The sequence below is a fragment of the Streptomyces sp. NPDC028289 genome (assembly GCF_055565975.1).
Map to the genome: position 1 here is coordinate 1,452,005 of NZ_JBVHTI010000001.1, position 26,399 is coordinate 1,478,403.

The window sequence follows — 26,399 nt, forward strand, 5'->3', positions numbered from 1 at the left end:
GGGCGCTTCTCCCCTCACCACGACTCGGCCTGCCGGAACAGCGCGATCGCCTCCGCGAGGAACCAGACGCAGAACAGCAGACACGCGACCCACAGCCCCCACAGGACCCAGCGGACCCCTCGTCGTATGCGCACGGGCAGGTCCTCCCTCAGCAGAGGATCCATCCCGAGCTGACCGAACTCCGCCCCACCGAGCCCCGCACCCACACGCACCGGTGTCCCGCGTGGACCGTGACCGGGCCCGCGCGGTGGGTGTACCTGCCCTTGTCGACGACCGGGCGGTTGCCGCGGGCCTGGACGCTGACGGACATCGTCCGCCTGCCGCCGGAGTTCTTGGGCAGGGTGATCGCGCAGACGTAGCCGCCCTGCCGGTAGACGTGCACGGTGCCCGTGGTGAAGGACAGGGTCCGCACCTCGCGTCCGGCGCAGTCCGCCGCCGTCACGGCCTGGGCGTCGGCCGGTGCCACGAGCGCGAGCGCCCCGGAGGCGGCCAGCACGGCCACACCTAGCGCGAGCCGCCGGCGTATCGCACCACTGTCCACAGTCGTCCCCTCCCGTACCGCAGCTGTGCACCAGCCATGACCGTACTGATGTACGGACGCCCGACGTATGTCGGATGGTTGCACGGCCGTCAGGGAGGCGAGCTCACCGGGTCGCGCCCACCGGCTCCTCCGGTTCCTCGGGCTGGCCGATGAAGGTGCGCCACAGCTCGGCGTACCGGCCGTCGCGGGCCAGCAGTTCGTCGTGGGTGCCGTCCTCGGCGACCCGGCCGTGGTCCATGACCACCACCCGGTCGGCGCGGGCCGCGGTGGTCAGCCGGTGGGCGACCACGAGGGTCGTACGACGGCCCGTGAGGCGGTCGGTGGCCATGTTGACCTGGGCCTCGGTCGCCAGGTCCAGGGCCGCCGTCGCCTCGTCGAGGAGCAGCACGTCGGGGTCGACCAGCTCGGCGCGGGCGAGGGCGATGAGCTGGCGCTGGCCCGCGGACAGGTTGCGGCCGCGCTCGGCCACCTCGTGGAGGTAGCCGCCGTCGAGGGTGGCGATCATCTCGTGGGCGCCGACCGCGCGTGCCGCCGCCTCCACCTGGGCGTCGGTGGCGTCCGGGCGGCCGTAGGCGATGGCGTCCCGGACGGTCCCCGGGAAGAGGTACGCCTCCTGCGGTACGACCCCGAGCCGGTGCCGGTACGAGGTGAGGTCGAGGTCGCGCAGGTCCGTGCCGTCGACCGTCACCCGGCCGCCGGTCGGGTCGTAGAACCGCGCGACCAGCTTGACGAGGGTCGACTTGCCGGCGCCGGTCTCGCCGACGAAGGCGACGGTCTGCCCGGCGGGGATGGTCAGGTCGATGCCGCCCAGGGCTGCGTCGCCCTCGTCGGCGGCACCGTACGCGAAGTGCACGTTCTCGAAGGCGATGTCGCCGTGCAGGGAACCGACCTCGCGCGGCCTCTCCGCCGCCTGCGTGGACGTCGGCTCGCGCAGGAGTTCCTGGATGCGGCCGAGGGAGACGGTCGCCTGCTGGTAGCCGTCGAAGACCTGGGAGAGCTGCTGGACGGGGGCGAAGAACAGGTCGATGTAGAGCAGGTAGGCGACCAGCGCGCCGGTGGTGAGGGTCGCCGCCTCCACCCGGTGGGCGCCCGCCATCAGCACGCTGGCAGCGGCCACCGACGACAGCAGCTGGACGAACGGGAAGTAGACCGATATCAGCCACTGGCCCCGGATACGGGCCTTGCGGTAGCTCTCGCTGCGCTCGGTGAAGCGGCGCCCGCTGTCCCCCTCGCGCCGGAAGGCCTGCACGATCCGCAGCCCGGACACCGACTCCTGGAGGTCGGCGTTGACCACCGACACCCGCTCGCGGGCCAGTTCGTACGCCTTCACGCTCGCCCGGCGGAAGAAGAAGGTCGCGACGATCAGCGGGGGCAGCGTGGTGAAGACGACGAGCGCGAGCTGTACGTCGATCACCAGCAGGGCGACCATGATCCCGAAGAAGGTGACGACGGAGACGAACGCGGTGACCAGGCCCGTCTGGAGGAAGGTGGACAGCGCGTCCACGTCCGTCGTCATCCTCGTCATGATCCGGCCGGTCAGCTCCCGCTCGTAGTAGTCGAGCCCGAGCCGCTGGAGCTGGGCGAAGATCTTCAGGCGGAGGGAGTAGAGGACCCGTTCGCCGGTACGGCCGGTCATCCGGGTCTCGCCCGTCTGGGCCGCCCACTGGACGAGCACCGCGAACAGGCCGAGCAGCGAGGCCGCCCAGACCGCGCCGATCGCCATCCTGCTGACGCCCTGGTCGATGCCGTGCCGGATCAGGAGCGGCAGGAGCAGGCCCATGCCGGCGTCCACGGCGACCAGCCCGAGGCTGACGAGCAGGGGTGCGCCGAAGCCGCGCAGCAGGCGGCGCAGGCCGTAGGAGTCCTCGGGGCGTACGGCGCCGGCCTCGTCGATGTCGGGGACGTCGGTCGCCGGGGGCAGCGCCTCGACCTGGGCGAGGAGTTCGGGGGTGGCCGGGGTGCCGGCGAGGGCGAGGTCCCGGGGCGTGCGGTCGCCGGTCCACAGCCGCGGGGTCACCCCGCGCTCGGCGTCGAACTCGGCGTCCAGCTCGTCCCGTACGGACGTGTCCTCGCGCGGTTCGAGGGGCAGCGCGTGCCCCGGGGAGACCCCGCCCAGCTCGTCGGGGTCGGTCAGGAGCCTGCGGTACAGGGCGGACCGCTGCTGGAGCTCCTCGTCGGTGCCGATGTCGGCGAGCCGGCCGCCGTCGAGGACGGCGATGCGGTCGGCGAGGTTGAGGGTGGAGCGGCGGTGCGCGATGAGGAGGGTCGTGCGGCCCCGCATGACGTGCGCGAGGGCCTCGTGGATCTCGTGCTCCACGCGGGCGTCGACGGCGGAGGTGGCGTCGTCGAGGACGAGCAGGCGGGGGTCGGTGAGCAGGGCGCGGGCGAGGGCGATGCGCTGGCGCTGGCCGCCGGAGAGGGTGAGGCCCTGCTCGCCGACCTTGGTGTCGTAGCCGTCGGGCAGCTGGGCGACGAAACGGTCGGCCTGGGCGGCGCGGGCGGCGGCGAGGATCTCGTCCTCGGTCGCGTCGGGACGGCCGTACGCGATGTTGTTGCGGACCGTGTCGGAGAAGAGGAACGAGTCCTCGGGGACCAGGCCGATCGCGGCCCGGAGCGAGTCGTGGGTCAGCTCGCGGACGTCGTGGCCGCCGACCAGGACGGCGCCGTGGGTGACGTCGTAGAAGCGCGGCAGGAGGAGGGAGACCGTGGACTTGCCGGAGCCGGAGGAGCCGACGACGGCGAGGGTCTCGCCCGGCCGTATCTCGAAGCTGAGCCCCTGGAGGACCGGGCGCCCATCGTCGTACCCGAACGCCACGTCGTCGAACTCGACGGTCGCGGGCGCGTCGGCCGGAAGGGTCTTCGTGCCCTCCTTCATGGTCGGCCGGGTGTCGATCAGCTCCAGGACTCGCTCGGTGCCGGCGCGGGCCTGCTGGCCGACGGTGAGGACCACGGCGAGCATCCGGACCGGGCCGACCAGCTGGGCGAGGTAGGAGGAGAAGGCGACGAAGGTGCCGAGGGTGATGTGACCCCGGACGGCGAGCCAGCCGCCGAGTGCCAGCATGGCGACCTGGCCGAGGGCCGGGACGGCCTGGAGGGCCGGGGTGAACCTGCTGTTCAGCCGAATCGTGCGCAGCCGCCCCGCGAAGAGTTTCCGCCCGACCTCCCTGAGCTTCCCGGTCTCCTGCTCCTCCTGCCCGAACCCCTTCACCACGCGAACGCCGATCACCGCGCCGTCGACCACACCGGCCACGGCGGCGGCCTGGGCCTGGGCGTACCAGGTGGCCGGGTGCAGCTTGCTGCGGCTCCGCTTGGCTATCCAGTACAGGGCCGGGGCGACGGCGAGGGCGACCAGGGTGAGCGGCGGCGACAGCCACGCCATGATCGCGAGGGAGATCAGGAAGAGGAGGAGGTTGCCGATGGTCATCGGCAGCATGAAGAGGAGCCCCTGGATGAGCTGGAGGTCGCTGGTGGCGCGCCCCACCACCTGGCCCGTGGACAGCTCGTCCTGCCGCCGTCCGTCGAGCCGGGTGAGCGTGTCGTACATCTCGGTCCGCAGGTCGTGCTGGACGTCGAGGGCGAGCCGTCCGCCGTAGTAGCGGCGGACGAAGGTGGCCGCGTAGACGAGGACCGCGGCACCGATCAGTGCGCCGGCCCAGGGCCCCATGCTCCGGCTGTGGGCACCGACGACATCGTCGATGATCACCTTGGTGATCAGGGGTACGACGGCCAGCACCGCCATGCCGGCCAGCGAGGATCCGAGCGCGAGCACGACGTCCCTGGGATGCCGCCACGCGTATCCCGCCAGCCTGCGCGCCCAGCCGCCCTGCCGCCGTTCCCCCTGTTGCGCTGCCACGCGGGTGCCCTTCGTTCGCCCTGGTCTTCCGCATGGCCACAACACGGAACGAAGCGGATTTCATCCCTCCGCAACAAAACAGGGGCGGGCGGGCCGGGTGCCCGGAGGGCCTCTACCCGTGGGCGCTGAGCACACCGCCGGCGCTGAGCACGATGTACACGCCGTTGGCGTCGAGGCCGACGTCGTGCTGGTTCGCCTCCAGCGTGGCGTCCACCGAACCGTCGTTGCCGAGGATCTGCGCGCGGTACCGGAGCTCGCCGACCTTGGTGACCTTGGCCGTCCAGCCGCCGGCGAGCTTGAAGGTGCCCGGCCCGGTGTGCCCGCCGCCCATCCAGGAGTGCACCTCGCCGCCCAGCGTGAGCACGACGAACATGTCGTTGGCGTCGAGCCCGGCGTCCGTCCCGCCGGTCTCCATCGTGGCCAGGACCTCGCCACGGCTGACGATCTTCGTGCGGTAGTGCTCGGCACCGAGCCGGTAGATCTCGGCCTTGCTGCCGTCCGCCAGGGTCCGGGTACGGACCGGGGCAGCCGCCTTGGCCGCGGTGGCGGCCGGTGCGGCGGTACGGGACGGGGCGAGCGTCCGGGTCCGCACGTCGGCCGCGCTCTTCCCGGTGCCGGTGCCGGTCGCTCCGGAGCGGCCTGCGGCGGTGGCGTGGGTGGCGGCGGAGACCTACTGCTCCGGGCCGGCGGCGCCGTCCCTGCTCCCCCCGCTCTGGCAGGCGGTCAGCGAGAACGCCGCGGCGCGGTTCGGCGCACTCGCCGCCGTCAACCCCGGCGTCACCCCCACCGCCCCGGTACGCCCGCACCAGCCGGCCGGCCCCCCGGGCGCCGGCCCCCTCGTCACCTTCAGCCGCAGCGGCATCACCAGGCCTGTTGCTCGAGCTGACGTACCGACTCGAAGTAGTCGGCGATCGCCGGATCATCCGCCGGCAGGAAACTGCTCAGCACATCCCCCGTGTTCAGAGCCTTCTCCAGCCGTCGCGCGTCCTCCTTCGACGGGATCCGCCGCCCCGCCTCGATGTGAGCGATGTGCGAACGCGTCATGACCGCGATGTCGGCCAGCTCCTGCTGCGTCAGCCCGGCCGGTCTCCCGCTGCTGCCTGAGCCAGTCACCGTAAGTGTTCGCCACGGCCAACTCCCTTGTGACAAATGCCTGGTCACACTCCACCCCCTGGTCAGGCTAGCCGCGCCCACCCCACTCTGTGAGCAGATCGCTACAGAAAGGAGTCGCCGCCATGGCCAACCGCATCACCCGCTTCCTCCGCTCACTGTTCCGGCGCCCGCGGGTGCACGGCCCGACCGTCCACCACACCGGGCACCAGCCCCCGGGCGACCCGATCGGCGTGTACGGGATCGGCATGGGTTCGTGCGGCATGCTCGCGAAGGACGCGAGGGTCACCCGGTGAGCGTTCCTCGTCTGCTCCCCTGGGCGGGCCCCGAGGGCAAGCCCTGTTTCCTGGTCACCGACGGAGACGGCTATCTCTCCCGGGCCGCCGACGCAGTCGAGTCCGTGCAGCCGGGGATGGCCGCCGCACTCCTCGACCACTCGGCCGCCCTGCTCGAAGAGCGGCAGGTCACGAAGGCCGAACTCCGTTTCCTGGTGGCCCGGATGAGAGAGGCGCTGACCGACGTGCTGCGGATCGCCGAGAGCCGACGGCTGTAGCACGGCGGCGTGTGTCAGGGTGGCGCACATGGACTGGCAGCTCGAGAGCCCGGAGCTCTGGGCGTTCCTGGAGTCGCTGCACCCCGGTGAGGTCCTGTCGGGAACCGTCGCGGCGATCGAGCGGTTCGGGGTCTTCGTGGCCCTGGACGTCGGGCCCGCCCATCCCCTGTTTCCCGGCGTCGGGTTCATCACGATCCCCGAGCTGTCCTGGCGGCACATCGACGCCGTCACCGATGTCGTCGAGGTCGGGCAGCGCGTCGCATGCGAGTTCCTGCAGTTCGACACCTACAACGCCGAGGCCAGACTGTCCCTGCGCGCGCTGCGACCCGATCCCTTCCAGGTCTTCGCCGACCGCACGGAGGTCGGCCAGGTGTTGCGCGGAACGGTCGAAAGGGTGCTCCCCTTCGGGGCCTTCGTCAGCGTCGGGGACGGCATCGCCGGGCTGGTGCCCTTCAGGGAGCTCCACGGCAGGCCTGCGGCCGGCACACCGGAGGCGTTCCGGAGCGGCGACGAGATGTCCGTCGTCGTCACGGAGATCGAACTGCCGCGGCGCAGGGTGTTCCTCGCCACGCCGGAGCCGGGGGCGTTCCGTGCTCCCTGAGCGGCTCGTGAGCGCGGAGGTCCGGGGCGGCACGAGCCGACTAGGAATCTGATCGACCGGACACGTCCCGGTGGCCGACGGTGATCGCCCAGCGGACGCCTGTCGTCGCGGTCACCTGCACCGTGCCCGGCGTGTGGGGGCGGGTCACGCCGCCGTTCATGTTGGTCTCGTTGTCGATGGTGTTGACCCGGCCGGCGACACAGTCGAACGGGAAGTTGAAGCCGAGCGGTTCGACGGTGACGGTCAGCCTGCCCTTGCCCTCGCAGTTCACCTGGACGGACAGGATGCCGCTGCCGACGCCGCCCTTGATCTCCATCTCCCGGCCTCCGGTGGCGTTCGCCGCCTGGGCGACGACGTCGCCGTCGGGGAACGGTGGCGCCTTGGTGACGGAGTCGTCCCATGGCTCGATGACGGAGGCCGGCGTTCCGGTGGCGGGAGCGGGCGACGGGGTCGCGGGGGCGGACGCGGCGTGACCGGGGCCACCGCCGCTGCAGCCTGCGGCCAACAGCACGACCGCGGCCGCGGATATCACCGCGGCCGGCGCACTCGGGTTTCTCATGGGCCCCATAGTCGGGCACGGAGGGGACGGCGCAGCGCCCGGCCCAGGTGACGGTTCCTTAAAGCCCCGACCGTTCGTACAACCATTCGCGCGAATCCGTGTGTCAACGAGGGTATGACTCACAGACGAAGGAGCGGGCTGGTCGCCACCGCGCTCGGCACCGGGTTTCTCATAGCCGGCGTGGCCGTCGCCGCGCCCGCCTCGGCCGCCGCGCCCGCCGTCAGCTGCACGTCCGCCAAGGCGGCCCTCGCCACGAAGCTGAAGAAGGACATCACCGCGGCCATCGCGAACCGCAAGGGGACCATCGCCGTCGGCCTGTACGACCGTTCGACGAAGACGACCTGTACCCTGCGCTCCACCACGCACTACGACTCGGCCAGCACGGTCAAGGTGACCGTCCTCGCCACGCTGCTGTGGGACGCGAAGAAGCACAACCGGTACCTGACCACCACCGAGCAGACGCTCGCCAAGGCCATGATCACCAAGTCGGACAACGACGCGACCACCAAGCTGTGGAAGCAGCTCGGCCTGACGAAGATCAAGGGCTTCCTGAGCGCCGCCGGGATGACGCAGACCACCCCGGGTACCAACGGCTACTGGGGCCTGACCCAGATCGACGTGCACGACGAGCAGAAGCTGCTCGCGCTCGTCACCGCCAAGAACACCGTGCTCAGCGACAATTCGCGGGCCTACATCCTGAAGCTGATGGGGCAGGTCATCTCGTCCCAGCGGTGGGGCACGCCGTACGGCGCCCCGTCCGGCGTCTCCGTGCACGTCAAGAACGGCTGGCTGCAGCGCGCCACGCACGGCTGGCGGGTGCACAGCCTCGGTACGTTCACCGGCGGCGGCCACGACTACCAGATGTCCGTGCTGACCCAGGACAACAGCACCATGAGCTACGGCATCAACACCATCCAGGCCGTCGCCAAGGTCGTCCACAAGGACCTCGCGGCCTCCTGAGGCGAGGCGGCGGCCCGCGTACCGAAGTGCGGCCCGGGCGGCCGGAGATCGACCCTTTCCTTCACGGGGCGGTCTTCACCCCGTCACCGGTCCCCCCTACGGTGACCGCCATGCGCCTGCGAACCGTACTCGCCACCGTCACCGCCGGCCTGGCGGCGGCCACCTGTCTGTCCGCCGCCGGGTCCGCCAACGCCGTCGCGACCGGCACCGACGCGACCAACACCGCCTCCGCCCACGCGTGTTCGTCCTCGGTCTCCCTCGACGGCTTCTCGGACGCCCTCGACAAGACGACGTTCGGCGGCTATTTCGTCGGCAACCTCTCCGCGCTCGCCGTGGACAAGGACGGCTCCCTGGCCGCCCTCGCCGACCGGTCCTACCTCTTCGGCCTGGACCCGAAGACCCTCGCGCCGAAGAAGGTCGTCGGGCTCGCCGACGAGAACGGCGCCGCGCTCGACTCCGAGGGCCTGGTCGTGGACCGGGACGGCACCCGCCTGATCACCTCCGAGACCGAGCCGTCCATCCGCCGCTACTCGGCGGACGGCAGGATCCTGGACCGGCTCCCCGTGCCGTCTTCGCTGCTCGTGTCCCCGGCCGGACGGGCCACCTCCAACCAGACCTTCGAGGGGCTGACGCTCCTCAACGGCGGCCGCACCCTGCTGGCCTCCATGGAGTACGCCCTCTCCGGCGACACCGCCGGGATCGTCCGCTTCCAGACCTGGCAGCGCACGAAGGACGACCACTTCAGGCTGTCGGCCCAGTACGCCTACCGCACCGACGACCCGATCCTCGGCGTCCCCGAGGTGCAGGCGCTCCCCGACGGCCGGCTCCTCGTCCTGGAGCGCGGCTTCACCTCCGGCGTCGGCAACACCGTCCGCCTCTACCTGGCCGACCCGCGGCACGCCACGGACACCAGCGGCATCGAGACCCTCACCGGCCAGGCCGGCGTACGGCTGATCAGGAAGACCCTGCTCACGGACATCGCCACCTGCCCGGCGCTCGGCGCCACGGCCAAGCAGCCGCAGCCCAACCCGCTCCTCGACAACATCGAGGGCATGGTCGTCACCGGCCGTACCAAGGGCGCGTACAAGGTCCTCCTGGTCAGCGACGACAACCAGAACGCGGTGCAGACGACGCGGTTCTACCGGCTGTCGGTCCGCGTGCGCTGACACAGCGGTACAGCGGTCACGGAGGGCGGTCGCACCGGCCGCCCTCTTACCCACATCTCACCCACCCACAGCCTGCGCCCAGGATCGGCACAGCCCGCGCCCATCGGCCGCGCGCAGGGTGGGGTGGTGACATCTGCCACCGATCCCGTCCCCCACACGCCCGTGTCCCCCGACTGGGGCCCGCCCACGGCGGCCTCCACGGCACCCCCCACGGCCACCCCCGCGGCTGCCCAGCCGGACCGGGCACCGCGCTGGTCGCTGCCCGCGTTGCTCGCGATCCTGGTCCTGGCGGCGGTGCTCTACTCCTGGAACCTCTCCGGTTCCGACATGAACACCTTCTACAGCGGCGCCATCTGGGCCGGCACGAAGAGCTGGAAGGCCTGGTTCTTCGGCTCGCTGGACCCGGGCAACTTCATGACCGTCGACAAACCGCCGTTCGCGACCATGGTCATGAGCCTGTCGTGCCGGATCTTCGGCTTCGGCACCTGGCAGATGATGGCGCCGCAGATCGCTGCGGCACTCGGCGCGATCTGGATCCTGCACTCGTCCGTGAAGCGGGTGTGGGGTCACGGCGCGGCGACCGTCGCCGCGCTGGTGCTGGCGCTGACCCCGATCACCGTAGCCATCAACCGCGACAACAACCCCGACACCATCCTGGTGTTCCTGATGGTGGCGGGCGCGGCGCTCGCGCTGCGGGCAACCCGTGACGAGAAGCTGCTGCCGCTGCTCGGCTCGGCGGCCTGCTTCGGCCTGGCCTTCAACACCAAACTGCTGGCGGGCTGGATCGCTCTCCCAGCCGTCTTCGCGCTCTACCTGTACGCGTCGAAGGCGCCGTGGGTGAAGCGCATCGCCAAACTGCTGCTGGCCGCGGTGGTCCTGGCCGTCTTCAGCTTCTGGTGGGCGCTGGCCGTGGCGCTGGTCCCAGCCTCCGACCGCCCCTACATCGGCGGCTCCACGGACGGCACCGCCTGGAACCTGATCATGGGCTACGACGGCCTCGGCCGGATCTTCGGCGGCACCGGCAACGGCGGTGGGGGCGGAGGCGGGGGCAGCTTCTCCGGCACCGCGGGCCTGGGCCGGATGTTCAACGACATCCTCGGCGGCCAGATCTCCTGGCTGATCCCGTTCGCGGCGATCGCCCTGATCGGCGGCCTGGTGCTGCGCGGGCGCGCACCGCGCACCGACCTCAAGCGGATGGGCCTGGTCCTGTGGGGCAGCTGGACCCTCCTGCACTACGTGATCTTCGCGACCGCCCAGGGCACCATGCACCCGTACTACACGACCGCGCTCGCCCCGGGCATCGCGGCGCTGTGCGGCGGCGGTGGCGTGATGCTGCTTGAGGCGTTCCGTGCCGACAAGCGCTGGGCATGGGTCCTGCCGGCCGCCTTCGGCGTCACCGGCATCTGGGCGATTGTGCTGCTGCGCCGGGCGTCCGGCTGGAACACCTGGCTGTGGCCGGTCATCGCCGTGGTCATGGTGCTCGCGATCGCGGGCCTGATCGTCTTCCGGTCCGGCAACAGGGCGCGGCTGCTCACCGCGTCCGTCGCCGCGGCGCTCGTGGCGGCCCTCGCGGGCCCGACGGCGTACGCCGCCTCGCCGGCGTCCGGTTCCTCGACCGGCGGCGGCATGGGCGGCTCGAACCCGACGGCGGGCCCCTCGACGGGCGGCGGCTTCGGCGGCAGTCCCGGCGGCGGCAACCGGGGTGGCTTCCCCGGCGGCGGTGAGGGCGGTCCGGGCGGCACCCAGCAGGGCGGCCAGAGCAGCCAGGCCGGCGGCGAGAACGCCGGCGGCTTCCCGGGCGGTGCGAACGGCGAGGCACCGAGCGGCGGCATGAACGGCCAGGCGCCCGGCGGTACCGGCGAACTGCCCGGCGGTACCGGCGAGATGCCCGGTGGCGACACCGGCACCGGCGGCACGCGCGGCGGCTTCGGCGGCGGTGGCGGCATGGGCGGCGGCGCGTCCAGCGAGCTCATCGCGTACCTGAAGAAGCACCAGGACGGCGCCAAGTGGCTGCTCGCGGTGTCCAACTCGCAGACCTCCGCGCAGATCGAGCTGAGCGCCCAGGAATCGGTCATATCCATGTGGGGCTTCACCGGCACCGACAACGGGATGACGGTCGCCAAGCTCAAGGAGATCGTGAAGAAGGGCGAGCTGCACTACATCCAGATCAGCAGCGGCGGCACGGGCGGCCCCGGCGGCGGCAACAGCCTCAGCACCGAGGTGGCGAACTGGGTGAAGGCGCACGGTACGGCGGTGCCGGAGAGCGCGTACAGCAAGAGCACGACCTCGTCGTCGTCCACTTCGACGTCCTCTTCGTCGTCGTCCTCATCGACGTCGTCCTCGTCCAGCACCGCTTCGATCTACCGACTTGACCCGTCGGACGTCAGCTGACGCACCGGCAGCACCGAGGCCCCCGACCGCACGGTCGGGGGCCTCTTTTTACGTACCGTTTACCGCAGCGTCCTCATGTTCATGTCACCCTCCTTCTTGCCGCCTCGTCAACCCGCGTAGATGGGAAACTCTTTATGCTGGCGACACACATCCGGCGCTGGAAGTCGGTGGCCCTGGCGACCGCCGCCGTCCTGGTGGGCCTCACCGCCCCCGCGCTGACGGCGACCCCGGCCGCCGCCACGACCACCGCGTACGACTCGACGTACTACAAGAACGCGATCGGCAAGACGGGTACGAGCCTCAAGTCGTCCCTGCACACGATCATCAGCGCGAACGTCACGAAGCTGTCGTACTCGGCCCTGTGGGACGCCCTGAAGAAGACCGACCAGGACCCGAACAACAGCAGCAACGTGATCCTGCTGTACTCGGGCATCTCGCGCAGCAAGTCCCTCAACGGCGGGGACAGCGGCGACTGGAACCGCGAGCACGTGTGGGCGATCTCGCACGGCGACCTCACCACGTCCACCGGCCCCGGCACGGACCTGCACCACATCCGTCCCGAGGACGTGGCGGTCAACGGCAAGCGCGGCAACCTCGACTTCGACGAGGGCGGCTCCACCTTCACCAACAGCGGTGGCAGCAAGGTCGACTCGGACTCCTTCGAGCCGCGCGACGCGGTCAAGGGCGACGTGGCCCGCATGATCCTCTACATGGCCGTCCGCTACGAGGGCGACGACGGGTTCGCGAACCTGGAGCCCGACGACAAGGTCAACAACGGCTCCACCCCGTACATCGGCAAGCTCTCGGTCCTCAAGCAGTGGAACGACGAGGACCCGCCGGACTCCTTCGAGGAGAACCGCAACGACGTCATCTACACCACCTACCAGCACAACCGGAACCCGTTCATCGACCACCCGGAGTGGGTCGACGCGATCTGGTAGGCGCCGTCCGAGCCGGTCCTACTACTTCCCTCACACAGGTGAAGTCGATCTTGGACTCGGGCGTGTCCGCATGACCGCCCCGCAGCATGGGGGCGCCCCGGCAGTTCCGCCGAGGCGTCCCCAACTCCCTTTTCCGGAGAGTCCCGTGAAGCTGCGCATCTGGTCCCTCGCCGCCGCCCTCGCCCTGACCGCGCTCGTCGTCCCCGCCCAGAGTGCCTCCGCACACGCGGCCGCCGCCCCGTCCTGTCCCGACGGCTCCGTCTGCTTCTGGAGCGGCGAGGGCTTCGGCGGCGACTACTGGGAGTGGACGGCCCGCAGCGGCTACCGCGACATGCCGCCGAACCTCCACGACAACGTCGGCTCCTTCGTCGCCTCCACCCGCGCCTGCTTCGTCAACTGGTCGCCGACCGAGAAGCGCGACGTCTTCAACGGCGACTGGCGCTCCCAGTACCGCGGCGACTTCGGCGGGCGGATCGACGGGGTGGGGGCGGGGGCCTGCTGAGCGGCAGCGCCCCGTAGGGGCGCTGGGGGTAGGAACTGCGCGATCAGCCACGACGGCGCCGCAGACGGCAGACGGCAGATCGCGGCATTTCCGGCGGAGCGCTCAGTCCTCCAGGTGCGTCGGCGCGAACATCCGCAGCAGGGCCGGGAGCACGACCACCGAGGGGCCGGGCGCGGCAAGCGCCTTCGCCAGGTCGGTCTCCAGAGTCGCCGGGGACGTGCGGACCGCCGGTACGCCGAAGGACTCGGACAGGGCCACGTAGTCGGGGCGGGACAGTTCCGTCGCCGTGGGCTTGCCGAAGGCGTCGGTCATGTACTCGCGGAGGATGCCGTAGCCGCCGTCGTCGACGATCAGCCAGGTGACCGGGAGGTCGTGCTGGCGTGCCGTCGCCAGTTCGGCGATGGAGTAGAGGGCGCCGCCGTCGCCGGAGACCGCGAGGACCGGGCGGGTCGGGTCGGCGGCGGCCGCGCCGAGGGCCGCCGGGAAGCCGTAGCCGAGGCCGCCGGCGCCCTGCGCGGAGTGCATGAGGTTCGGGGCCTGGGCGTCGAAGGCCGACCAGGCCCAGTACGCCAGGATCGTCATGTCCCAGAAGGACGGGGAGCCGGCGGGGAGGGCGCGGCGGACGGACGCCAGCACCTCCTGTTCCAGGGTGAGTTCCTGGGCGGCGATGCGCTCCGCGACGCGCGAGAGCAGGGCTCGTACCCGGTCCGCCGCCTGGTCGTCCGCACGCGGGGTCACCGTCTCGAGGAGCGCCTGGAGCGCGAGCCGCGCGTCCGCGTGGATGCCCAGCGCCGGGTGGTTGGACTCCAGTTTGCCGAGGTCCGCCTCGATCTGGATCACCCGGCCGCGCGGCTTGAACGTGTGGTAGTTGGAGGAGAGTTCGCCCAGGCCCGAGCCGACCACGAGAAGGACGTCGGCGTCCTCCAGGAAGTCCGTGGTGTGGCGGTCCTCCAGCCAGGACTGGAGGGACAGCGGGTGGTGCCAGGGGAACGCGCCCTTGCCGCCGTAGGTGGTGACGACCGGAGCGTTCAGCGTCTCCGCCAGCTGCCGCAGCTTCCCCGCGGCGTCCGATCGTACGACCCCGCCGCCCGCGATGATCGCCGGGCGGGCGGCCCGGGACAGCAGGTCGGCCGCTACGGCGGTCAGTTCGGGGCGCGGGGGGAGTTCGTCGGGGGTCGCGTCGACCGCCGTCACCACCGGGACGGACGTCTCGGCGAGGAGCACGTCCTGCGGGATCTCCACCCACACCGGGCCGTGCGGGGCGGTCAGCGCCGACTTCCAGGCCGCCGCGATCGCGGACGGGATCTGCGACTGGGTGCGGACGGTGTGGACCGACTTCACCACGCCCCGGAAGGAGGCCGCCTGGTCCGGGAGTTCGTGCAGGTAGCCGTGACGGCCGCCGCCCAGGCCCGCGGTGGGGATCTGGCTGCTGATCGCGAGGACGGGCGCGGAGGCGGAGGCCGCCTCGTGCAGCGCGGCCAGCGAGGTCAGCGCACCGGGGCCGGTGGAGAGGAGCAGCGGGGCCGCCTCGCCGGTGATCCTGCCGTACGCGTCCGCCGCGAAGCCCGCGTTGTTCTCCACCCGCAGGCCGACATAGCGCAGGGCGGAGCGGCGCAGGGCGTCGAACATGCCGAGGGCGTGCTGGCCGGGCAGCCCGAAGACGGTGGTCGCGCCGAGCCCGGCCAGGGTCTCCACGACCAGGTCCCCGCCGTTGCGGCCAGTCATCACGGGGCGCGAAGCGCCTCCATGAGGGGTGGCGGCCGGGCGACGGGCGGGCGGGTTGAGGGCTGCGGCCGTCTGCGCCTCGGTCGGGCGGAGCACCAGGTCGTGGTCGTGGGTCACTTGGAGCGCGCCTCGGCAATCTGTCGGGTCATGATCGTGGTCAGTTCGTAGGCGGTGTGCGAGGCCGCCACCGAGGTGATCTCGGCGTGGTCGTACGCGGGGGCCACCTCGACGACGTCCGCCGAGACGAGGTTGCAGGAGGAGAGTCCGCGCAGGATCTCCAGCAGTTCCCTGGACGTCATACCACCCGCTTCGGGCGTCCCGGTGCCGGGGGCGTGCGCGGGGTCCAGGCAGTCGATGTCGATCGAGATGTAGAGGGGGCGGTCACCGATGCGCTGGCGGAGCTGGTCGGCGACCTCGTCGGCGCCCCGGCGGTAGATGTCCGCCGAGGTCACGATGCCGAAGCCCATCTTCTCGTCGTCGGTCAGGTCCTGCTTGCCGTAGAGCGGGCCGCGGGTGCCGACGTGCGAGAGGGCCGAGGTGTCCAGGATGCCCTCCTCCACCGCCCGGCGGAACGGGGTGCCGTGCGTGTACTCGGCGCCGAAGTAGGTGTCCCAGGTGTCCAGGTGGGCGTCGAAGTGGAGGAGTGAGACCGGGCCGTGCTGCTTCGCGACCGACCGGAGCAGGGGCAGGGCGATGGTGTGGTCGCCGCCCAGGGTCATCAGGCGGGCGCCCGTGCCGAGGAGGTCGTCGGCGGCGGCCTCGATCGTCTCGACCGCCTCGTTGATGTCGAAGGGGTTGACGGCGATGTCGCCGCCGTCCGCGACCTGGGCGAGGGCGAACGGAGAAGCGTCCTGCGCCGGGTTGTAGGGGCGCAGCAGCCGGGACGCCTCGCGGATGGCGTTGCCGCCGAAGCGGGCGCCGGGCCGGTACGAGACGCCCGAGTCGAACGGCACGCCCACCACGGCGACGTCGGCGCGGCCGACCTCGTCGAGGCGGGGCAGCCGGGCGAAGGTCGCGGGACCGGCGTACCGCGGGATACGGGAGGAGTCGACCGGGCCGCGGGGCGTCTCGTTGCCGCTCATGAGGGAATGCCTTCTTCCTTAAGCTTTCTTACGCTTCATCGCGTATGTACTGCTTCCGGCTACGACTCTACTGGTGGGCCGGGACCGGCTCGGACACGAGTTCGGGGCCACCGCGGCCCGCGAGCCGTTCCCGCCAGTTCGCCAGCACGGCCGCGTCGGTCGGCTTCGTCACCAGGGAGACGGCGACGTACGCGACGAGGGAGGAGAGGAGGCCGTAGTAGACGGGTTCGTTGGCGAGGATGCCGTAGCCCGCCATCAGGCCGATCACCGCGAGGCCGCCGACGGTCACGGCGGCGAGGGCGCCCTGGACCGTGCCGCGCTTCCACAGCAGCCCGCCGAGGATCGGGACGAGGAGGCCGCCGACGAGCAGGTTGTACGCCACGGTCAGCGCCTCGACCACGTCGTTGAGGGCTATGGCCGTGCCGATCACCCCGAGCCCCATGAGCAGGATGAAGACCCGGTTGCCCCGCACCTCGTCGTGATCCCGTCCACCGGACCCGGCCCGCCCCCGCAACCGCGACCAGATGTCGTTGTTGGCGACGGTCGCGCAGGCGATCAGCGCGCCGGAGGAGGTCGACATCACGGCCGCGAGGGCGGCGGCCAGCACCAGCCCCCGGACGCCGACGGGGAGTTCGTCCTTGACGATGGTCGCGAAGGCGTCGTCCGGGCTGCCCAGCTTCGGGTACAGCACCTTGGCCGCCGTCCCGATCACCGCCCCGGCGAGGGCGTAGACCAGGCAGTACGTGCCGGCCACCGTGCCGCCCCACTTCGCCGTCCGGTCGCCGCGCGCCGTGAAGACCCGCTGCCAGATGTCCTGCCCGATGAGCATGCCGAAGGTGTAGATCAGCACGTAGGTGAAGATCGTCTCGCCGCCGATGCCCAGCGGGTCGAAGTACGTGGTCGGCAGCTTCGCCTTCATCTCGCTGAAGCCGCCGGCCTTCACGACGGCGATCGGGAGCAGGAGCAGCAGCACGCCGATCGTCTTCACCACGAACTGGACCATGTCCGTCAGCGTGATCGACCACATGCCGCCGAGCGTCGAGTAGGCGACGACGATCGAGCCGCCGATGACGATCGCGACGGTCCGGTTCATGTCGAAGAGGACGTCGAAGATCGTGGCGTACGCGATGGTCGAGGTGACGGCGAGCATGAGCGTGTACGCCCACATCACGACACCCGAGATCACGCCCGCCCGGCCGCCGTACCGCAGATCCAGCATCTCGGAGACGGTGTAGACCTTGAGGCGGGCGATCCGGGCCGAGAAGAAGACGGAGAGGGCGAGCAGCCCCAGCCCGATCGTGAAGACCATCCACGCGCCGGACAGCCCGTACTGGTACCCCAGTCCCACGCCACCGATGGTGGACGCGCCGCCGAGGACGATCGCGGCCATGGTGCCGGAGTACATGGCGGGCCCGAGCCGGCGCCCGGCGACCAGGAACTCGCTCTTCGACCTGGCACGGCGCATGCCCCACCAGCCCATGGCCAGCATGCCGGCCAGGTACAGGACGATCACGGTGTAGTCGACGGCCACAGGGCCCTCCTTCGGTGGGGTCTTGCCGGCGGGTGACGTGCATCGACAGTAGGTGGCCGGAAAGCGGCTGCGAAGTGTACGTTTCATCCATTCGAGCCGTACGGGATGGAGGAAACGCACACCATGCCGGACCCCACGGTTCCCCCCACGCCACCCGTGCCCCTCGCCGCCCTCCTGGCCCGCGAGGACCTCGCCCTGCGCCAGATCGCCGGGCCGTCCGGCCCCTCCCTGGTCATCCACGCGGCGCACACCTCGGAGATGGCCGACCCGTACCCGTACCTGCTGGGCGGCGAGCTGCTGCTGACGGCCGGGGTGCACATCCCGGACGCGGCGGGCTCGGGCACCTATTTCGACGACTACGTCTCCCGGATCGTCGCGGCGGGCGGCGCCGCCCTCGGCTTCGGCCTGGCCCCCGTGCACGACATGGTCCCGCGCGCGCTGGTCGAGGCCTGCGACGGCTACGGCCTCCCGCTCGTCGAGGTCCCGCCGCAGACCCCCTTCACCGCCGTCGCCCGCGCGGTCTGGCAGCTGCTGGCCCAGGCCCGCCTGGCCGAACTGCGCCGCGTCACGGAGGCCCAGCAGAGCCTGGCCGCCGCCGCGGCCCGCCCCGACCCGGTGCCGTCGGTCCTGCGGCAGCTGGCCCAGCGGGTCGGCGGCTGGACGGCCCTGTACGGCCCGGAGGGCACGGAGATCGCCTCGGCGGGCCGTCGGCCGGAGGCACCGGTGACCGCTTCCCTGGCCGAGCTCGCGGAGGTCGTACGCCCGTCCGGTCCCGGCACCCCCACCTCCGCCACCCACGCCACGGCCAGCACCCACCTCGCGGCCTACACCCTCAGCACCGGCTACGCACTCGGCGTGGCCACCCCGACCCGCGAACCGGGCGACCACACCATCGCCTCGGTGGCCACGGTCCTGCTCACCCTCCTCACCGGCGAACAGCAGAGCGGCTCGGGCGCGGCCCGCACCTCGGCACTCGTACGGCTCCTGGTCGGCGGCACGGCGGAGGAGGTGGCGCCACTGCTGAACAGGGGCGACACCTGGTTCGTCGTACACGCCTCGCCGAACGACCGACGCGAGCGTCCCTACTCAGGGGCGCCGGGAACGGCGCGACCAGCCCCCACGCGCCCGCAGCCGCCAGACCTCCTGGCCGCCACCGCCCTGGGCGCCGCACTCGGCTCACCCCTCATCGACCCCGCAGGGGACATCGTCCAGGTCCTGCTCCCCGCCGACCGAACACCTCAGCCGCAGCCCGGCTGGACCCTCGGCGTCAGCTCCCCCGCACCCGCACGACACCTGTCGGCCGCAGCCGCACAAGCGGCCCGCGCCCTCGCCCGCGCCCGAGCGACCCGCACCCCGATGCTGAGCCACGGCGGCCGCCCCGGCCTCGCCGAACTCGTCCCGAAAGAAGAAGCCGAGGCCCACGCCCGCGCCCTCCTCGGCCCCCTCTCGGCGCACCCCGCCCTCGTCGACACCCTGCGCACCTGGCTGTCGCTGCACGGCAGTTGGGACCGTACGGCGGTCGCCCTGTCCGTCCACCGCAACACCGTGCGGCAGCGCATCGCCCGCTCCGCGGAGCTCCTCCACGCCGAACTCGACGATCCCGACGTACGGATGGAGCTCTGGTTCGCCCTCCGGCAGGAGTGAGTGACGCACGTCCCAGCGGGCGATACGCAGGGCGAACGCACAACGCCCTGCCCCACAATGGAGCCATGCCGATACCCGGGACGCCCAGCCGCGCCGAGCTCGTAGAGCACCTTGTGAAGACCCGTATCGCGGGCGACGTCGCCACACCCCGCGAGAACAACCTGCTCCACTACCGCAAGCTGGCCAACGGCGAGCGCAACTGGTGGCTGGGGCTGGAGCTCGGCGACCGCTGGACCGACGAGCAGGACGTGCTGGCCGTGATGGCCGAGCGGGTCGGGGTGAACGACGACCCCGAGTACCGGTACGGCCAGGACACCATCGACCCCGAGCTGACCGTGGACGGCCTGGACCGGCTGGCGGCGCGGCTGCGCAAGGCGGCCGAGGGGCGGCAGCGGGTGCTGTTCGCGACCGGTCACCCGGGTGGCCTGCTGGACGTGCACCGGGCGACCGCGGCCGCGCTGCGCACCGCCGGCTGCGAGATCGTGGTCATCCCGGACGGGCTGCAGACGGACGAGGGGTACGTCATGCAGTTCGCGGACGTGGCCGTCCTCGAACACGGGGCGACGCTGTGGCACACGCACTCCGGGGAGCCGATGAAGGCGATCCTCGGCGGGCTGGAGCGCGAGGGGCGGCCACAGCCCGACCTCGTCGTCGCCGACCACGGCTGGGCCGGCTACGCGGCGCAGGTGGGGCTGGACTCGGTCGGGTACGCGGACTGCAACGACCCGGCGCTGTTCCTCGCCGAGGCGGAGGGCACCCTCCAGGTGGCCGTACCGCTCGACGACCATGTGCTCAGCCCGCGGTACTACGACCCGATGACCGCGTACCTGCTGGCCGGGGCGGGACTGGCCTGACCCGCCGATGTGCGGCCCCCCGGCTGCGGGAGCCGCACATCGTGGCCTGGCCCTAGACCCTGGATGAGACCCTTGTCCCGGTCTCCTGTCGCTGGTCGCTCAGAACCCGAGGCCGCCGAAGCCGAAGCCGCCGAAGCCGCCGTACCCGGCGACGCCGACGGTGGGGACGACCACTACGGGGACGACGGCGACGGTGGCGGGGTAGAACCCGTACCCGAAGTTGCCGTAACCGTAACGGCAGTTGTTGTACCCGCCGCCCCCGAAGCCGTTGCAGCCGCCGAAGCCGCCGCCGCCGGTGACGACGGACTGGTGAGTGGAGGCGGGGGCCGCCGAGGCGGTGCCCGCGGCGCCGACCGCGGCTCCACCGGCCAGCAGCAGGCCGGCGGCGGATATCGCGGCGATGCGCCTCGCGCGCTGTACTCGCATGGGAAATACCTTTCTGCCGGACTCACGTCCGCTACGCGGCACGTCCGCTATGCGGCACATGCACTGTGCGGCATTTCACTCATAGAGCTTAATTCGGGATAAAGGCGACGGCACGTCGGGGCGGTCACCTTCCGTGATCGTCCGAGCTCACCGGCCTCGAAGCCGCCCCAGAAGCGGTCTCCTGAGCCGGCCCCGGAGTGGGGTCCAGGTACACCCGGCCGATCGCGGGGAACGCGGCCCGCAGCCGCTGCTCGGCCCGCTCGCAGGCCCACTCGATCTCGGCCGCCGTGGACACGTCCCGGAAGTCCACCTTGGCGGCGACCAGCGCCTCGTCCGGGCCCTGCACCAGCGTGGTCAGCTCCAGTACGGCCACGATGTGCTCGGACTCCAGCAGCTCGGCGCGGATCCGCTCCCGCACGGGCTTCGGCAGCGGCCGCCCGATGAGGAGCTCGGCGTTCGACCGGCCCAGCACCCACGCGACGTACAGCAGGAGCAGGCCGATGAGTAGGGAGGCGAGGCCGTCCCAGACGCCGGAGCCGGTCAGCTGGCCGCCGAGCAGGCCGCCGGCCGCGAGCACCAGCCCGACGAGCGCGGCCGAGTCCTCCATCACCACGGCCTTCACGGCGGTGTCGGAGGTGTGCCGGAGGTACAGCTTGAACGGCGCCTTGAAGCGGGCCGCCTCGCCGCGCGCCTGCCGCAGCCCGGTCCGCAGCGAGAAGCCCTCCAGCACGAAGGCGATGGCGAGCACGATGTACGACAGCAGCGGATCGCCCGGCTTCTCCCCCACGGCCAGGGTGTGGATGCCGTCGTAGAGGGAGAAGACCGCGCCGCCGACGAAGGTGGCGACGGCGGCGAGCATGGCCCAGATGTACCGCTCGGGGCCGTAGCCCAGCGGGTGCTCCTCGTCGGCCGGCTTCCCGCTGCGCTTGAGGGCGGTGAGGAGCAGCAGCTCAGTGACGGTGTCGGCGAACGAGTGCGCCGCCTCGGAGAGCATCGCGCTGGAGCCGCTGACGACTCCGGCGACCGCCTTGGCGAGCGCGATCCCGAGGTTGGCGACGGCGGCGACGATCACCGTGACGGTGCTCTCGCCGCCGCCCTGCCGGGTCTGTTCGAGGTGTTCGGCTTGGGCCATGCCCCAGTTCTACCTGGGGACGCGGACCACACCCTCCTGGATCACGGAAATGGCGAGTGAACCGTCCTGGGTGTAGATCCGGGCCTGGCCGAGGCCACGGCCGCCGTGTGCGGACGGCGACTCCTGGTCGTAGAGCAGCCACTCGTCGGCGCGGAACGGCCGGTGGAACCACATGGCGTGGTCGAGCGAGGCGCCCACCACGTCCCCGACCGCCCAGCCGCCGCGGCCGTGTGCGAGCAGGACGGAGTCGAGGAGGGTCATGTCGGAGACGTAGGTCGCGAGGACGACGTGCAGGAGGGGGTCGTCGGCGAGCTTGCCGTTGGTGCGGAACCACACCTGGCTGTGCGGCTCGCGCGGCTCGCCGTACTTGCCGAACGGCGGCTCCTCGACGTAGCGCAGGTCGATCGCCTCGCGGGCCTCGAGGAACTTCTCCACGACAGCGGGGTCGAGGTGGTCGTAGTCGCGGAAGCGGTCCGCCGAGGTGGGCAGGGTCGCCGGGTCGGGGGCGGCGGGCATCGGGGCCTGGTGGTCGAGGCCCCCCTCGTCGAGCTGGAAGGAGGCCGACAGGGCGAAGATCGGCCGGCCGTGCTGGACGGCGACCGCGCGCCGGGTGGTGAAGGAGCGGCCGTCGCGGATGCGCTCGACGGTGTAGACGATGGGGGCGCCGGGGTCGCCGGGGCGCAGGAAGTACGCGTGCAGCGAGTGGGCGTGCCGGTCCGCCGGGACGGTGCGCCCGGCGGCGACCAGCGCCTGTGCCGCGACCTGTCCGCCGAAGACGCGCGGGACGACGGCGGACCGGGACTGGCCGCGGAAGATGTTCTCCTCGATCTGCTCCAGGTCGAGCAGGTCGAGGAGATCACTTAGTGCCTGGTTCATGGCACCTTTTCTACTGGCGGGTTGTTGCGGTGGCCCTACAGACCCATGTCCTTCGCGATGATCGTCTTCATGATCTCGCTGGTGCCGCCGTAGATGCGGTTGACGCGGTTGTCCGCGTACAGGCGGGCGATGGGGTACTCGTTCATGAAGCCGTAGCCGCCGTGCAGCTGGAGGCAGCGGTCGATCACGCGGTGCGCGACCTCGGTGGTGAACAGCTTGGCGCTGGCGGCCTCGGCCGGGGTCAGCTCACCGGCGTCGAGGGCCTCGGTGGCGCGGTCCACGACGGCCTCGGCGGCGTCCACCTCGGCCTGGCAGGCGGCCAGCTCGAACTTGGTGTTCTGGAAGGCGGCGACGGGCTGGCCGAAGACGACGCGCTCCTGCACGTACTGCTTGGCGAACCGGACGGCGGCCTTGGCCTGGGCGTAGGCGCCGAAGGCGATGCCCCAGCGCTCGGAGGCGAGGTTGTGGCCGAGGTAGTAGAAGCCCTTGTTCTCCTCGCCGAGGAGGTCCTCGACGGGGACCTTGACGTCGACGAACGCCAGCTCGGCGGTGTCGGAGGTCTTCAGGCCGAGCTTGTCGAGCTTGCGGCCGACCGAGTAGCCCTCGGCCTTGGTGTCCACCACGAACAGGGAGATGCCGTGGCGGCGGTCCTCCTTGGTGGGCGCGGAGGTACGGGCGCAGACGATCATGCGGTCGGCGTGCACACCGCCGGTGATGAAGGTCTTGGCGCCGTTGAGGACGTAGTGCGTGCCGTCCTCGCTGAGCTTGGCGGTGGTCTTCATGCCCGCGAGGTCGGAGCCGGTGCCCGGCTCGGTCATCGCGATGGCCCACATCTCCTCGCCGGAGACGAACTTCGGCAGGTAGCGCTTCTTCTGCTCGTCCGTCGCCAGCAGCTTTATGTAGGGCAGGCCGAGCAGCACGTGCACGCCGGAGCCGCCGAAGGCGACGCCCGCGCGGGCGGTCTCCTCGTACAGGACGGCCTCGAACTTGTAGGAGTCGATGCCGGCGCCGCCGTACTCCTCGTCGACACGGATGCCGAAGACGCCGAGCTCGGCGAGCTTGTAGTAGAAGTCACGGGGGGCCTGGCCAGCGGCGAACCACTCGTCGTACACCGGTACGACCTCGGCCTCGATGAAGGCGCGGATGGTCTCCCGGAACGCCTCGTGATCCTCGTCGAACAACGTACGGCGCACGGCCGCCACCTCCACGGACTTCGGCATGTCTAAGCGCTTGCTCAGACTCCAAGGTACCGGTGGGTAGGGCGACGGGTCCAGGGTGGGAAGCGCGCCGAGGGGGTAACGCTCGTCACGCCTGACGACAGACCTCCGACCTCGGCACGTGAACGCGCCACCGCCCAGGAACCCCGCACACCGCGGGACCGCTGGTGCCCCTGGACGGGGCCCCTGCCACCGCGCCTACACGGCCTGCCGACGAGAAGCCCCCGAACAAGTCCCGCCGCGACGGCGCGCCGGATTCGGGGGGAGCGAGCACGGTGGGGCAGGCAGTCGCGAAGGCAGGCACGGCGGGGCGAGGCGCGACGGGGCGAAGCACGGCGGGGCGAGGCGGGGCGAACACCGCAGGACAGGCACAGCAGGAGCAGACACAGGGTGAGCAGGCCGGACCAGAGCAGGGGCGGAAAGGCGCCGTCACTCCTCCGCCGCCGCGCCGAAGGCGCCCCTCGCCATCCGGTGCAGGAGGACCGCCGTGGCCCCGCGGCCCGGCAGGGAACCCGGTCGGCCCAAATGCGGGGTGGAGTTCAGGAGGCCGAAGACCGAGTGGACCGCCGAGCGGGCCGCGGGCTCCGGGAGCTCCGGGTAGACGCCGCGGACCACCTCCACCCACAGTTCGACGTACTGCCGCTGGAGCTGCCGCACCAGCTTGCGGTCGCTGTCGCGCAAGCGGTCCAGCTCGCGGTCGTGCAGGGTGATCAGTGGACGGTCGTCGAGGGCGAAGTCGATGTGGCCCTCGATGAGGGAGTCCAGGACCGCCGAGGGCGCGGTGTCCCCGTCGGCCTCCGCCAGGCGGAGCTTGGCCCCCGTCAGCAGCTGCCCGCTGATCCCCACCAGCAGCTCCGCGAGCATCGCGTCCTTGCCCGCGAAGTGCCGGTAGAGACCGGGCCCGCTGATGCCGACCGCGGCCCCTATCTCGTCCACGCCGACGCCGTGGAAACCGCGCTCGGCGAAGAGCCTGGCGGCCTCCTTGAGGATCTGCTCGCGACGGGTCGGGGCGTCGGTTCTCGTGACCATGAAGGCAATTCTAGACAGGGAGGTTAGCGGTCGTTAACCTGAAGGCGATGCGTTAACGCTCATTAACAAGGTGAGGGGATCGCGGCATGGACCAGGCACCGGAGCTGACGAGCGCGGCGGACCCCGCGTCGGAGGCCTTTCGGGCCAACGAGGAGGCGCACCGCGTCCTCGTGGAGGAGCTGCGCGCCAAGCTCGCCGCGGCCGCGCTGGGCGGTGGCGAGAAGGCGCGGGCCCGGCACACCGCACGCGGCAAGCTGCTGCCGAGGGACCGGGTGGACACCCTGCTCGATCCGGGGTCGCCGTTCCTGGAGCTGGCCCCCCTGGCCGCCGACGGGATGTACGACGGGGCGGCCCCGGCGGCCGGCGTGATCGCCGGGATCGGCCGGGTCAGCGGGCGCGAGTGCGTGATCGTCGCCAACGACGCCACGGTCAAGGGCGGCACCTACTACCCGATGACCGTGAAGAAGCACCTGCGGGCGCAGGAGGTGGCCCTCGACAACCGGCTGCCGTGCGTGTATCTGGTCGACTCCGGCGGCGCCTTCCTCCCCATGCAGGACGAGGTCTTCCCGGACCGCGACCACTTCGGGCGGATCTTCTACAACCAGGCCCGGATGTCGGGTGCGGGCATCCCGCAGATCGCGGCCGTGCTCGGGTCCTGCACGGCGGGCGGGGCGTACGTCCCCGCGATGAGCGACGAGGCGGTCATCGTCCGGAACCAGGGCACGATCTTCCTCGGCGGGCCCCCGCTGGTGAAGGCCGCCACCGGTGAGGTCGTGACCGCCGAGGAGCTGGGCGGCGGCGAGGTCCACTCCCGGGTCTCCGGCGTCACCGACCACCTCGCCGAGGACGACGCGCACGCGCTGCGGATCGTACGGAACATCGCCGCGACCCTGCCCGCCCGGCGCGCCCTCCCCTGGGAGGTCACCGCGGTCGTCGAACCGAAGGCCGACCCCTACGGCCTCTACGGCGCCGTCCCCGTCGACTCCCGCACCCCCTACGACGTCCGCGAGATCATCGCCAGGGTCGTCGACGGCTCCCGGTTCGCCGAGTTCAAGGCCGAGTTCGGGCAGACACTGGTCACCGGCTTCGCCCGCATCCACGGCCACCCGGTCGGCATCGTCGCCAACAACGGCATCCTCTTCTCCGAGTCCGCCCAGAAGGGCGCCCACTTCATCGAGCTGTGCGACCAGCGCGGCATCCCGCTCGTCTTCCTGCAGAACATCTCCGGCTTCATGGTCGGCAAGGACTACGAGGCCGGCGGCATCGCCAAGCACGGCGCGAAGATGGTCACGGCGGTGGCGTGCACGCGCGTGCCGAAGCTGACGGTGGTGGTCGGCGGGTCGTACGGCGCCGGGAACTACTCCATGTGCGGCCGGGCCTACTCCCCCCGCTTCCTGTGGATGTGGCCCAACGCCAAGATCTCGGTGATGGGCGGCGAGCAGGCCGCCAGCGTGCTGGCCACGGTCAAGCGGGACCAGCTGGAGACACGGGGAGAGTCCTGGCCGGCCGAGGACGAGGAGGCCTTCAAGGCGCCCGTCCGCGCCCAGTACGAGCGCCAGGGCAACGCCTACTACGCGACCGCCCGGCTCTGGGACGACGGGGTCATCGACCCCCTCGACACCCGGCAGGTGCTGGGACTGGCCCTGACGGCCTGTGGCAACGCGCCGCTGGGTGACCCCCAGTTCGGCGTCTTCCGGATGTGAGGA

22 protein-coding genes and 2 pseudogenes are annotated in these 26,399 nt (G+C 71.5%); 11 read left to right on the forward strand and 13 right to left on the reverse strand.

The genetic code is table 11. The features are described 5' to 3' along the window. Positions 1-148: 148 nt before the first annotated feature. The 4 genes and pseudogenes from ACZ4UV_RS06370 to ACZ4UV_RS06385 form a co-directional block, all read right to left on the reverse strand. Positions 149-541 (reverse strand): hypothetical protein, encoded by a 393-nt coding sequence (locus tag ACZ4UV_RS06370; protein ID WP_451020327.1) that lies wholly within the window; start codon positions 539-541, stop codon positions 149-151. 103 nt (positions 542-644) lie between these two features. After that, complete coding sequence (locus ACZ4UV_RS06375; protein WP_467836031.1) at positions 645-4,394, reverse strand: ABC transporter ATP-binding protein; 3,750 nt, start codon at positions 4,392-4,394, stop codon at positions 645-647. 112 nt (positions 4,395-4,506) lie between these two features. Further along, a pseudogene (locus tag ACZ4UV_RS06380) lies at positions 4,507-5,181 on the reverse strand (hypothetical protein). Between the two features lie 80 nt (positions 5,182-5,261). Then, positions 5,262-5,523: pseudogene (locus ACZ4UV_RS06385) on the reverse strand (helix-turn-helix domain-containing protein); the annotation flags it as partial. A gap of 106 nt (positions 5,524-5,629) precedes the next feature. On the opposite strand from ACZ4UV_RS06385, the gene ACZ4UV_RS06390 reads away from it, so the two are divergent. The 3 genes from ACZ4UV_RS06390 to ACZ4UV_RS06400 are packed head-to-tail and all read left to right on the forward strand — an operon-like array spanning position 5,630 to position 6,658. After that, positions 5,630-5,800, forward strand: coding sequence for a hypothetical protein (locus tag ACZ4UV_RS06390; protein ID WP_451020324.1), 171 nt, complete (start codon positions 5,630-5,632; stop codon positions 5,798-5,800). Next, complete coding sequence (locus tag ACZ4UV_RS06395; RefSeq protein ID WP_467836033.1) at positions 5,797-6,057, forward strand: hypothetical protein; 261 nt, start codon at positions 5,797-5,799, stop codon at positions 6,055-6,057. Before ACZ4UV_RS06390 ends, ACZ4UV_RS06395 begins: the two co-directional genes overlap by 4 nt. Before the next feature lie 28 nt (positions 6,058-6,085). Continuing rightward, positions 6,086-6,658, forward strand: coding sequence for a S1 RNA-binding domain-containing protein (locus tag ACZ4UV_RS06400; protein ID WP_467836034.1), 573 nt, complete (start codon positions 6,086-6,088; stop codon positions 6,656-6,658). 40 nt (positions 6,659-6,698) lie between these two features. On the opposite strand, the gene ACZ4UV_RS06405 is transcribed toward ACZ4UV_RS06400, so the two are convergent. Beyond that, on the reverse strand, positions 6,699-7,217 hold the full coding sequence (locus tag ACZ4UV_RS06405) for a hypothetical protein (RefSeq protein WP_451020321.1): 519 nt from the start codon (positions 7,215-7,217) through the stop codon (positions 6,699-6,701). A 114-nt stretch (positions 7,218-7,331) separates the two neighbouring features. On the opposite strand from ACZ4UV_RS06405, the gene ACZ4UV_RS06410 reads away from it, so the two are divergent. The 5 genes from ACZ4UV_RS06410 (at position 7,332) to ACZ4UV_RS06430 (ending at position 13,177) form a co-directional block, all read left to right on the forward strand. Further along, positions 7,332-8,177, forward strand: coding sequence for a serine hydrolase (locus ACZ4UV_RS06410; protein WP_451020320.1), 846 nt, complete (start codon positions 7,332-7,334; stop codon positions 8,175-8,177). Positions 8,178-8,287: 110 nt separating this feature from the next. Further along, positions 8,288-9,343, forward strand: a complete 1,056-nt coding sequence (locus ACZ4UV_RS06415; RefSeq protein WP_451020319.1) for an esterase-like activity of phytase family protein — start codon at positions 8,288-8,290, stop codon at positions 9,341-9,343. 126 nt (positions 9,344-9,469) lie between these two features. Then, positions 9,470-11,734, forward strand: a complete 2,265-nt coding sequence (locus ACZ4UV_RS06420) for an ArnT family glycosyltransferase (RefSeq protein ID WP_467836036.1) — start codon at positions 9,470-9,472, stop codon at positions 11,732-11,734. Between the two features lie 134 nt (positions 11,735-11,868). Beyond that, positions 11,869-12,675, forward strand: a complete 807-nt coding sequence (locus ACZ4UV_RS06425; RefSeq protein WP_351493965.1) for an endonuclease I family protein — start codon at positions 11,869-11,871, stop codon at positions 12,673-12,675. A gap of 145 nt (positions 12,676-12,820) precedes the next feature. Further along, positions 12,821-13,177, forward strand: coding sequence for a peptidase inhibitor family I36 protein (locus ACZ4UV_RS06430; protein ID WP_467836039.1), 357 nt, complete (start codon positions 12,821-12,823; stop codon positions 13,175-13,177). A 102-nt stretch (positions 13,178-13,279) separates the two neighbouring features. Here the strand turns inward: ACZ4UV_RS06430 and ACZ4UV_RS06435 are convergent, their stop codons facing one another. From ACZ4UV_RS06435 to ACZ4UV_RS06445, 3 genes are all read right to left on the reverse strand, one after another. Next, entirely contained in the window at positions 13,280-15,019 is a 1,740-nt protein-coding gene (locus ACZ4UV_RS06435) for a thiamine pyrophosphate-binding protein (protein WP_467836041.1), read from the reverse strand. Next, positions 15,016-15,984, reverse strand: coding sequence for an agmatinase (gene speB / locus ACZ4UV_RS06440; protein WP_451019083.1), 969 nt, complete (start codon positions 15,982-15,984; stop codon positions 15,016-15,018). The genes ACZ4UV_RS06435 and speB overlap by 4 nt, the downstream gene beginning before the upstream one ends. A 67-nt stretch (positions 15,985-16,051) precedes the next feature. Beyond that, complete coding sequence (locus ACZ4UV_RS06445) at positions 16,052-17,515, reverse strand: sodium:solute symporter family protein (protein WP_351493957.1); 1,464 nt, start codon at positions 17,513-17,515, stop codon at positions 16,052-16,054. A gap of 123 nt (positions 17,516-17,638) precedes the next feature. Here ACZ4UV_RS06445 and ACZ4UV_RS06450 point away from each other — a divergent pair, with 123 nt between their 5' ends. Together ACZ4UV_RS06450 and ACZ4UV_RS06455 are read left to right on the forward strand one after the other, a co-directional pair. Further along, entirely contained in the window at positions 17,639-19,159 is a 1,521-nt protein-coding gene (locus ACZ4UV_RS06450) for a helix-turn-helix domain-containing protein (RefSeq protein WP_467836043.1), read from the forward strand. Between the two features lie 65 nt (positions 19,160-19,224). Next, positions 19,225-20,013, forward strand: coding sequence for a phosphatase (locus tag ACZ4UV_RS06455; RefSeq protein ID WP_390042941.1), 789 nt, complete (start codon positions 19,225-19,227; stop codon positions 20,011-20,013). A 99-nt stretch (positions 20,014-20,112) separates the two neighbouring features. On the opposite strand, the gene ACZ4UV_RS06460 is transcribed toward ACZ4UV_RS06455, so the two are convergent. From ACZ4UV_RS06460 to ACZ4UV_RS06480, 5 genes are all read right to left on the reverse strand, one after another. Beyond that, positions 20,113-20,439, reverse strand: coding sequence for a hypothetical protein (locus ACZ4UV_RS06460; protein WP_451019085.1), 327 nt, complete (start codon positions 20,437-20,439; stop codon positions 20,113-20,115). A gap of 124 nt (positions 20,440-20,563) precedes the next feature. Beyond that, positions 20,564-21,571, reverse strand: a complete 1,008-nt coding sequence (locus ACZ4UV_RS06465) for a cation diffusion facilitator family transporter (protein WP_451019086.1) — start codon at positions 21,569-21,571, stop codon at positions 20,564-20,566. A gap of 9 nt (positions 21,572-21,580) precedes the next feature. After that, a complete protein-coding gene (locus ACZ4UV_RS06470; protein ID WP_451019087.1) occupies positions 21,581-22,447 on the reverse strand; it encodes an acyl-CoA thioesterase in 867 nt (288 codons plus the stop codon). A 35-nt stretch (positions 22,448-22,482) separates the two neighbouring features. Next, positions 22,483-23,640: an acyl-CoA dehydrogenase family protein gene (locus tag ACZ4UV_RS06475; protein WP_294005894.1), complete on the reverse strand. Its 1,158-nt coding sequence runs from the start codon at positions 23,638-23,640 to the stop codon at positions 22,483-22,485. A gap of 453 nt (positions 23,641-24,093) precedes the next feature. Beyond that, positions 24,094-24,693 carry an SACE_7040 family transcriptional regulator gene (locus ACZ4UV_RS06480; RefSeq protein WP_451019088.1) on the reverse strand — a complete coding sequence of 200 codons (600 nt, stop codon included), beginning with the start codon at positions 24,691-24,693 and terminating at the stop codon, positions 24,094-24,096. Positions 24,694-24,779: 86 nt separating this feature from the next. On the opposite strand from ACZ4UV_RS06480, the gene ACZ4UV_RS06485 reads away from it, so the two are divergent. Further along, positions 24,780-26,396, forward strand: a complete 1,617-nt coding sequence (locus tag ACZ4UV_RS06485; protein ID WP_451019089.1) for a carboxyl transferase domain-containing protein — start codon at positions 24,780-24,782, stop codon at positions 26,394-26,396. Positions 26,397-26,399: the final 3 nt, after the last annotated feature.

Coding starts and splice junctions, on each gene's coding strand:
- ACZ4UV_RS06390 (WP_451020324.1), top strand. CDS start 5,630: ATGGCCAACCGCATCACCCGCTTCCTCCGCTCACTGTTCCGGCGCCCG.
- ACZ4UV_RS06400 (WP_467836034.1), top strand. CDS start 6,086: ATGGACTGGCAGCTCGAGAGCCCGGAGCTCTGGGCGTTCCTGGAGTCG.
- ACZ4UV_RS06405 (WP_451020321.1), bottom strand. CDS start 7,217: ATGAGAAACCCGAGTGCGCCGGCCGCGGTGATATCCGCGGCCGCGGTC.
- ACZ4UV_RS06410 (WP_451020320.1), top strand. CDS start 7,332: ATGACTCACAGACGAAGGAGCGGGCTGGTCGCCACCGCGCTCGGCACC.
- ACZ4UV_RS06415 (WP_451020319.1), top strand. CDS start 8,288: ATGCGCCTGCGAACCGTACTCGCCACCGTCACCGCCGGCCTGGCGGCG.
- ACZ4UV_RS06425 (WP_351493965.1), top strand. CDS start 11,869: ATGCTGGCGACACACATCCGGCGCTGGAAGTCGGTGGCCCTGGCGACC.
- speB (WP_451019083.1), bottom strand. CDS start 15,984: ATGAGCGGCAACGAGACGCCCCGCGGCCCGGTCGACTCCTCCCGTATC.
- ACZ4UV_RS06450 (WP_467836043.1), top strand. CDS start 17,639: ATGCCGGACCCCACGGTTCCCCCCACGCCACCCGTGCCCCTCGCCGCC.
- ACZ4UV_RS06455 (WP_390042941.1), top strand. CDS start 19,225: ATGCCGATACCCGGGACGCCCAGCCGCGCCGAGCTCGTAGAGCACCTT.
- ACZ4UV_RS06460 (WP_451019085.1), bottom strand. CDS start 20,439: ATGCGAGTACAGCGCGCGAGGCGCATCGCCGCGATATCCGCCGCCGGC.
- ACZ4UV_RS06465 (WP_451019086.1), bottom strand. CDS start 21,571: ATGGCCCAAGCCGAACACCTCGAACAGACCCGGCAGGGCGGCGGCGAG.
- ACZ4UV_RS06470 (WP_451019087.1), bottom strand. CDS start 22,447: ATGAACCAGGCACTAAGTGATCTCCTCGACCTGCTCGACCTGGAGCAG.
- ACZ4UV_RS06480 (WP_451019088.1), bottom strand. CDS start 24,693: ATGGTCACGAGAACCGACGCCCCGACCCGTCGCGAGCAGATCCTCAAG.
- ACZ4UV_RS06485 (WP_451019089.1), top strand. CDS start 24,780: ATGGACCAGGCACCGGAGCTGACGAGCGCGGCGGACCCCGCGTCGGAG.